Here is a 7,846-nt window from a genome sequence, read left to right on the forward strand (position 1 = left end):
ATGTTAATAATATTATTGACAACGCTGCTCGTAGTCGCATACGTCCTGGGGAGCGTAGTAGCTAGCTCTGGTGTGGAGTCGTTGGTCGCGGCATTCACGTCGTGGGAGTTCAAGAGCGCGCTATCGCTCAGCTTAGTCGCGGCCTCGCTCGCCACGCTGCTGGCGACGCCTCTAGCGGTTGTCGTCGCCTACTTACTCTCGAGGAGGGCTGGGTTCACGCCCCTTCTGGTCGAGTCGATATTATCGCTGCCCTTCATGTTAACCCCTGTCGCCACAGGCAGCATTGTCTTGCTGTTCATCGTCCAGACAAGCGTGGGCAGAGCCTTAAACGGCGCGTTCAACCTGCTCTTCACGTTGAACGGGGCCGTCCTCGTCCAGTTTATACTTGCGTTCTCGACCATGATCACCCCTATGACCGACGCCTTCAAGAACGTGAGCGTGGAGTACGAGCACGTCTCGAGGACGCTGGGGCACGGCGTTTTCAGCACCTTTTTCAACGTGGTGCTACCCCTGGCTAGGAGGGGCCTCGTATCCTCCATACTAATGGGCTTCATGAAGGCTTTCTCCGACTTCGGCGCTACAGTCATGGTTGCCGGCATGATCCTGGGGAAGACGGCGACCCTCCCGGGCGCCATATACGTCGAGATGAGCACCGGTAACGTCGACGTGGCCCTAGCGATGATACTGCTCTCTATTGCTGTATCTCTAACGATAAGCATCGCTGCCAGGGTGATAAGGAGTGGTGGGTGGGGAGGGTCTCGAGGTTAGGGATCTCCTCGTGCTAGTCGGGAGCTTCAGCGTTAGGGTTGGGTACCTTGGTGTAGGGCGAGGCGAGATCGCCGTGATACAGGGGCCGAACGGCGCGGGCAAGACCACCCTCCTGAAAGCGATAGCGGGCATCATCAGGCCGGTGAGAGGCACTATAGTGATAGGCGGGGAGGTCGTCTTCAAGGCGGATAAGAGGGTCGAGGTCAACAAGCCTCCGGAGAAGAGGAGGGTCGGCTTCCTGCCTCAAGACCTACTGTTGTTTCCGCACATGAGCGTCTATGAGAACATAGCCTATGCCATGAGAGGCAGGAAGATAAGGCCCGACAGAGAGAAGGTGAGCGAAATCCTAGAGCTCGTAGGCCTCCGGGGCCTCGAGAATAGGATGCCCCGGGAGCTCTCCTACGGGCAGCAGCAGAGGGTAGCCTTGGCCAGGGCGCTCGCGTCAAACCCCCGCGTCCTCCTGCTAGACGAGCCCTTCGCTAACATAGACGTGGAGTCTAGGAGGGAGCTGAGAAAGGAGATCGCGAGGCTCGTGAAGGCCCTTGGAGTCCCCACGGTCATAGTCTCGCACGACCTCGAAGACCTGGCAATAGCTGACAAGCCATACTCGATGAATAGAGGTGTCCTCTCAGAGAAGGGCTAGACGGCCTTGACCAGCCTATAAGGCCTAGCGATCTTGTAGATAATCTCGTACGTACAGCGCGGGCACTTGATCCTACCTCTGTAAACCCTCAACTCCTCCTCGTCGAATACGTAGCCGCACCTGCCGCACACGTACTTGACCAACCAGCACATCCCCGGGATAGACTCTTATTGTTTAAATAAGTTTTTAAGGCTACTAGTATAAAAGTAGATACGGAACACCTCGGATCAAAGGTTGGATAAAGTAATGGTGGCAAAAGAGCTGGATTGTGGTGGGCTACCGCCGGAGATATGCGAGCAACTAGGGCGCGAGGAGCAGATCATAAAGATAAGGGTTGACACGAGGAAGTTCGGCAAGGCCGTGACGGTGATCGAAGGCCTACCACAGGAAAAAGACGTCTTGAAGAGCATCGCCAAGACGCTAAAGACGAAGCTCGCAGCCGGAGGAACTTATAGAGACGACGGTGTTATAGAGCTACAGGGAGACCACAGGCACAGAGTCAAGGAGATCCTCGTTAACGAGTTCGGGTTCCCGCCCGAGAACGTGATTATAATAGACTGAGCAAAAAAAGGTTTTTCTCTCACTCTTCCATTTTCTCCTGGATCCCCAGAGCTTCGATTATCTCCTTGTACCTGTTCCTTACTGTGACCTCGGTTACCCCCGCAACGTGGGCCACTTCTTTCTGTGTACGCTTCTCGCCCGCCATTATAGCGGCTATGTAGACCGCTGCGGCAGCCAGCCCTGCTGGGTCTTTACCAGCGGTCACCCCCTTGTTCCTCACCTTGTTCAGGATCTCCGTGGCGTTCTTTATTATCTCGCCACTCAGCCCTAGGGCGTGGGCTATCCTCGGGATGAAGTCTATCGGGTCTACTGCGGCGACCTTGATACCAAGCTCCCTCAGCAGCAACCTGTAGCACCTCGCGATCTCCTTCCTAGGTATCCTCGTGTACTTTGTTATCTCGTCGAGGGAGCGCGGGACCCTCGCCTCTCTGCAGGCTACGTAGACCGCGGCGGCTATAACGCTCTCTATGCTACGGCCCCTCACCAGGCCCTTCTCGACAGCCATGCGGTATATCCTGGCAGCCTCCTCTCTGACGTGCGTGGGGAGGTTCAGTAGCTCTGCGATCCTCTCCAGCTCGTTCAGGGCCTGGGCGAGGTTCCTGTCCACGCTGCTCTGAATCCTGGTCCTCGCCTGCCACTTCCTCAGCTTCTGGAGCTGGGCCTTCTTATCTATGATCCTCCTCCCGGAGGCGTCTTTGTCAGCGTAGTCTATGGACGTCGCGAAGCCCATGTCGTGCACAGTACCTGTAATAGGCCCACCCGTACGGGCCCTCCTCTCCCTCTCCTCCGGCGTGAAGGCCCTCCACTCAGCTCTCTCGTCGATGACCCTCTCCTCGATCACCTCGCCTGTCTCGAGGCAGACGTACTCGCCTTTACCATGGTCGAAAATGATCTTGTTAGGAGGGCACTTCGAAACGTTGGGGCTCTGGCTAGGAGTAGAGGAGGTTTTTTCACCGCTCAAAACGGTCACCCCCTAGAAGAGTAAAGTTTAAATACGATCACCTAAGCACACTCTATTAAACCCTTATCCTGGGGGTTAATAAACTTTTCTGTCCCAAGTTTAATAAGCTACGCAAGTAATATCTCCTATCGGTAGCCGGGTCGTCTAGCGGCCAAGGATGCGGGGCTTTGGTCCTCACACAGGGAGGAAACCCCGTGACCGGGGTTCGAATCCCCGCCCGGCTACTGTTACACGAGTAGTGGGTGGCCTGTTTGACAGAGCTGGTGTATCAACACGACTCGTACATCAAAGAACTCGACGCCAAAGTCGTTAACGTCGTCGGGAACAAGGTCTTTTTAGACAGGACGATCTTCCACCCGCGGAGCGGTGGCGTGGACAACGACAAGGGCTTTATTGTGAAGGACGGGTCCTCGGCTCGGGTGGAGTCGGTATACTACGACCGAGACACGGGCGACGTGGCCCACGAGATCGCGGGCGACCTCCAGTTGAAGCCAGGCGACGTCGTTAAGCTGGTCCTGGACTGGGAGAGGAGGTACAGGCTGATGAGGTTGCACACGGCGGCGCACATAATATCGGCGATCATGTACAGCGAGTACAACGCGCTGATCACGGGCGGCAACATCAGCCCCGAGTACGCTTACGACGACTACAGCCTCGAGTCGGCGGACAAGGCGCTCTTCCAGAGGGCTGTCGAGATGGCAAACAACGTCGTGAAGAGGGGCATCGAGGTGAAGGTGTACTGGCTACCCTACGACGAGGCCATGAAGATACCTGGGATCGTGAAATTGGCCTCCAGGGCGCCGCCGAGAGTCGAGAAGCTGAGGATAGTGGAGATACCGGGGGTAGACATACAGGCCGACGGCGGGCCGCACGTCAAGAACACCCTCGAGATAGGCGAGATAGTCCTGCTCAGGGTAGAGAACAAGGGTAAGGGTAAGAAGAGGCTGTACTTCAGCGTCAAGCCGTGAGCTGCTTTAATTTTTATTAGCTACAGCCGCCCCACTAGTACACGGGTCCTCCTAGATGTTGAGGGGGCTCGCTAGGGACTATGCCTTCTCGCTGATGCTGGTGGCAGGCCTAATGGTACGGCTGGTCTTCGTACCGTACACCTCGGGAAGCGATATAGCACAGTTCGCCTCTTTCTCCGACACCTTCCTGAGACACGGGCTCGAGTTCTACAAGTACGCGGATGCGAAGCTCTACGCGGAGGAGGGGTGGCCTTACAACTGGCCCTATGTTTACGGCCCCCAGCTAGTACTGCTACTAGCACCTCTCAGGGCTCTACTTAGACAGCCTGTCCTAGCGTACTGGAATAGCGGGAACTACTACGTCTACGTCCCCGTCGAGTGGGTGGTCGCGTGTAAGAGCTTGTTTGTGGCGTTCGACGTCGTGTCGGGCGTCCTGATCTATCTCATTCTGTCCAGGTACAGTGGCGGCCGGACCGCGCTAGTGGGTTTTGCCCTCTACTACCTGAACCCCGCGGTCATATACACCTCCTCGGTCTACGGCATGTTCGACCAGATACCCCTGAGCCTCATACTCGCGTCCCTCTACCTGTACAGGTCGGGTAGGCGCCTGCCGAGCCTGGCCCTGGCGGGGCTAGCCGCTACTTTCAAGCCCAACGTAGCTCCCGCCTCACTAGGTGTACTGGTCTCCAGTCTGGTAGAGGACAAGTGCTTAAAGAGCAGGCTATCCGGTCTCGCGGCATTCGTACTGGGCGCATTATCGCCCTTCGCGCCCTTCGTAGCCTACTACAGCCAGACCCTGTCCAAGGCCTTTGAGGTGCTCGCCTCGCTGAAACCAGGGTACACTTACCCGATAGTGTACAGCTTCAACGGGCTGTCAAGCCTAGCCACATACATGCACCAGTTCAGTGGTGGTGACTACGAGTGGGTCGTCTCGTACTGGTGGGTTTTCTACCTGGTCTTAAACGTGCTGGTGGCAATCTGGCTCACTAGTACCAGAGAGCGCGACGCGGGCCTCTTGGCACTCCTCCTCTACCTGGCCTTCACGACCTCGTACTGGAGGGTGAACTACCAGTACTTCGTGCCGGGGATAGGGCTGGCGGCCCTGCAGGTGGGCGGGTCCAGGCGTAGAATGGTGGCATCAATAGTCTACATAGCCTACATCGCGTTCTGGGTCTTCATGTTCCCGACCAGCTGGTGGGCTCACGTGCACATCAAGGAGCCCAACATGGAGCTGTGGAGGGTAATGGACATGTTCAGCCTCATGGTCTTCGACGAGGGCGTCTACGTGGTTTACTCGGTACTACTGACGGTCTTGTCGGTGGCCGTGATAACGGCTCTCGTGCTGTAGCACTGCTAGTAGCAGTGCTCTACAACGCCTACCTCCGGCGGCAGGTTGCCGCCGCCGAGTTCGCGAGCCGTCTCACATATCTCCCACGGGAAGACGATCCACTTGTCTGAGACCTCCCAGTAGTAGTCGGGCAGGACCGGGCTCCACTTCTTGACGTATATGGCGAGGCTACGGATCTCCCTCGCGCCGAAGTTCGATAAGAGGTTTGTAGCCGTCTGCAGGGTCCTACCCGAGTCGACTACGTCGTCTACTAGTAGAGCGTTGACACCCTCGATGTTCCTGAGCGAGAACTGGTGGACAACAGGCCTCTCCCTCGTCTTACCGATCTCCTTGTAGAACTTTATCTCCACGAACCCTATCTCGCCGACGTTAAGGAAGTCCGAGAGTATGCGGGCCGGGATGTACCCTCCTTTAGCGATCGCCACTAGTATGTCCGGCTTGAAAGTCTCCCTAACTCTCCTGGAAAGCACTGCTAGAGCTTTGTGTATTTCATCCCATGTAACGTACTTTAGAGAAGTCTTGTCGACCATGTGTCAACATATCTGGCTTCAAGTTTATAAAGTAACGTAAGGCTAACTAAGGTAAGGGCACTTGGTCAAGTACATTTTTGTAACAGGAGGAGTCCTCTCGAGCCTTGGCAAGGGCGTTATAGTGGGTTCTATAGGATTGCTCCTCAGTAGAGCTGGGTACAACGTCGACGCTGTCAAGATAGACCCTTACCTGAACGTAGACGCTGGGACTATGAACCCCTACATGCATGGAGAGGTCTTCGTTACCGAGGACGGTGGCGAGACAGACCTCGACCTGGGCCACTACGAGAGGTTCCTAGGTAAGGACATGTCGAGGCTGAACAACATCACCGCGGGGCAGATATACCTTTCAGTCCTGGAGAAGGAGAGGGAAGGGAGGTACTTGGGGCAGTGCGTCCAGGTCGTCCCCCACGTGACAGACGAGATCAAGAGCAGGATCAGGGAGGTGGCTAGGAGGCGTGGCTCAGACGTACTCATAGTCGAAATAGGAGGTACTGTTGGGGACATAGAGGGCCTCCCCTTCCTAGAGGCCATTAGGCAGATGAGGCTCGAGGAGGGCCCTTCGAACACGGTGTTCGTCCACGTGGCCCTGGCCCCGATCATATCTACTGGCGAGCTGAAGACCAAGCCCGTCCAGCACAGCGTCCAGGAGCTCAGGAGGATCGGTATACAGCCAGACGCGATAGTGGTGAGGTCTGGCAGGATGCTGAACGAGGAGGAGAAGGCCAAGATAGCCCTCTACGGCAACGTGCCTCAGAGGGCGGTGTTCAGCGACCCAGACGTCTCCTCCGTCTACGAGGTACCGCTTATCCTCCACAGAGAGGGGCTGTTGAAGTACGTGACGGAGGTGCTTAGGCTAGACTACAGGGAGCCATACCTAGGTGACTGGTCCTCGCTGGTCGAGAAGGTGAAGAGTGCCGGTAAGGAAGTTAGAGTAGCCATGGTGGGCAAGTACACCAAGGTCAGAGACAGCTACATAAGCATCGTGGAGGCGTTGAGGCACTCTGCCGCCCAGGTGGGTGCGAGGGTCAACCTGGGCTGGATCGAGTCGACCGACATAGAGAGCGGCCTCGTAAGCCTGGACGCCCTCGACGAGTACGACGGCGCCGTCATACTGCCCGGCTTCGGGAAGAGGGGGGCCGAGGGCAAGATTAGGGCTTTGAAGAAGCTCAGGGAGGAGGGTAAGCCCGTCCTGGGGATATGCTTCGGCATGCAGCTCATGGTGGTAGAGGCGGCGAGGAACGTGCTCGGCTTGGAGGGGGCTAACAGCACGGAACTAGACCCGGGGACAGAGCACCCGGTTGTAGACTTGATACCCTGGCAGAGGAGCGTGAGCAGGCTGGGCGGGACTATGAGGCTAGGCGCCCACAAGGTGAACCTCGAGAAGGGCAGCCTGGTATGGAGGCTCTACGGTACTACACCTGTTTACGAGAGGTTCAGGCACAGGTACACCGTGAACCCCAAGTACGTCGACAAGCTCAGCGAGGCGGGCCTCAAACCCACGGGTTGGAGCGATGAGGGCTTCGTCGAGGTGGTCGAGTTGAAGGGGCACAGGTTCTACCTTGGAGTCCAGTTCCACCCGGAGTTCAAGAGCAGGCCGCTGAGCCCGAGCCCCGTTTTCACGGGCTTCGTGAAGTCCCTAGTAGAACGAGCGATTTAAACCACTCTAACAATATAGAATATGTTGAGCCGGGGTGCCCGAGCGGCCTAAGGGGGTAGGCTCGAGTTCCGGCTAGAGCGAGAGACCTACTGCCCCATACGGGGCACGCGGGTTCGAATCCCGCCCCCGGCGCTTTAGGCAAACCCTCCTTGCTTAAAACGGGTCTCCAAATAAATATATTAACTGAGCGGGGGTGCCCGAGCTAGGTCAAAGGGGTCGGGCTCAGGACCCGATGGCGTAGGCCTGCGTGGGTTCGAATCCCACCCCCCGCACTTCGGGTTAAACCAATTGTTAAAAAAGGCCTCTCCCGGAGGCTTCACGCGCTTGGGGCTGTGACCGACCTACACTTACCTCTCACGACCTCTATGGCTACCGCGCTGTAGACTAGAGTGCTGGGGATGCCCAGG

The 7,846-nt window shown here is 57.0% G+C and carries 9 protein-coding genes and 3 tRNA genes; 9 read left to right on the plus strand and 3 right to left on the minus strand.

Features of this window, described 5'->3' with window-relative positions:
- On the plus strand, positions 1-768 hold a 768-nt coding region (locus ACP5VX_RS05515), incomplete at its 5' end, for a molybdate ABC transporter permease subunit (protein ID WP_428724887.1).
- Positions 740-1,411, plus strand: coding sequence for an ABC transporter ATP-binding protein (locus ACP5VX_RS05520; RefSeq protein WP_428724888.1), 672 nt, complete (start codon positions 740-742; stop codon positions 1,409-1,411). The genes ACP5VX_RS05515 and ACP5VX_RS05520, both read left to right, overlap by 29 nt.
- On the opposite strand, the gene ACP5VX_RS05525 is transcribed toward ACP5VX_RS05520, so the two are convergent.
- Positions 1,408-1,554, minus strand: a complete 147-nt coding sequence (locus ACP5VX_RS05525) for a DNA-directed RNA polymerase subunit P (RefSeq protein WP_428724895.1) — start codon at positions 1,552-1,554, stop codon at positions 1,408-1,410. The two genes, ACP5VX_RS05520 and ACP5VX_RS05525, sit on opposite strands and share 4 nt — an antisense overlap.
- A 103-nt stretch (positions 1,555-1,657) precedes the next feature.
- On the opposite strand from ACP5VX_RS05525, the gene yciH reads away from it, so the two are divergent.
- A complete protein-coding gene (gene yciH / locus ACP5VX_RS05530) occupies positions 1,658-1,972 on the plus strand; it encodes a stress response translation initiation inhibitor YciH (protein ID WP_428724896.1) in 315 nt (104 codons plus the stop codon).
- Between the two features lie 19 nt (positions 1,973-1,991).
- Here the strand turns inward: yciH and ACP5VX_RS05535 are convergent, their stop codons facing one another.
- Positions 1,992-2,942: a transcription initiation factor IIB gene (locus ACP5VX_RS05535; protein WP_428724889.1), complete on the minus strand. Its 951-nt coding sequence runs from the start codon at positions 2,940-2,942 to the stop codon at positions 1,992-1,994.
- A gap of 124 nt (positions 2,943-3,066) precedes the next feature.
- Between ACP5VX_RS05535 and ACP5VX_RS05540 the strand changes: the two genes are divergently transcribed.
- The 3 genes from ACP5VX_RS05540 to ACP5VX_RS05550 all read left to right on the plus strand — a co-directional run bounded on the left by ACP5VX_RS05540 (position 3,067) and on the right by ACP5VX_RS05550 (position 5,249).
- Positions 3,067-3,157 (plus strand) — tRNA-Gln (locus ACP5VX_RS05540).
- A 27-nt stretch (positions 3,158-3,184) separates the two neighbouring features.
- Entirely contained in the window at positions 3,185-3,901 is a 717-nt protein-coding gene (alaXM, locus tag ACP5VX_RS05545; RefSeq protein ID WP_428724890.1) for an alanyl-tRNA editing protein AlaXM, read from the plus strand.
- Between the two features lie 55 nt (positions 3,902-3,956).
- Positions 3,957-5,249, plus strand: a complete 1,293-nt coding sequence (locus ACP5VX_RS05550) for a hypothetical protein (RefSeq protein ID WP_428724891.1) — start codon at positions 3,957-3,959, stop codon at positions 5,247-5,249.
- Between the two features lie 5 nt (positions 5,250-5,254).
- Here the strand turns inward: ACP5VX_RS05550 and ACP5VX_RS05555 are convergent, their stop codons facing one another.
- Positions 5,255-5,779 (minus strand): phosphoribosyltransferase, encoded by a 525-nt coding sequence (locus ACP5VX_RS05555; RefSeq protein WP_428724892.1) that lies wholly within the window; start codon positions 5,777-5,779, stop codon positions 5,255-5,257.
- 61 nt (positions 5,780-5,840) lie between these two features.
- On the opposite strand from ACP5VX_RS05555, the gene ACP5VX_RS05560 reads away from it, so the two are divergent.
- From ACP5VX_RS05560 to ACP5VX_RS05570, 3 genes are all read left to right on the plus strand, one after another.
- Positions 5,841-7,439 (plus strand): CTP synthase, encoded by a 1,599-nt coding sequence (locus tag ACP5VX_RS05560; RefSeq protein ID WP_428724893.1) that lies wholly within the window; start codon positions 5,841-5,843, stop codon positions 7,437-7,439.
- Between the two features lie 28 nt (positions 7,440-7,467).
- Positions 7,468-7,571 (plus strand) — tRNA-Ser (locus ACP5VX_RS05565).
- A 55-nt stretch (positions 7,572-7,626) separates the two neighbouring features.
- Positions 7,627-7,711 (plus strand) — tRNA-Leu (locus tag ACP5VX_RS05570).
- Positions 7,712-7,846: the final 135 nt, after the last annotated feature.

Origin of the sequence: Thermogladius sp., from assembly GCF_049970955.1 — an archaeon.
Lineage (GTDB): Archaea > Thermoproteota > Thermoprotei_A > Sulfolobales > Desulfurococcaceae > Thermogladius.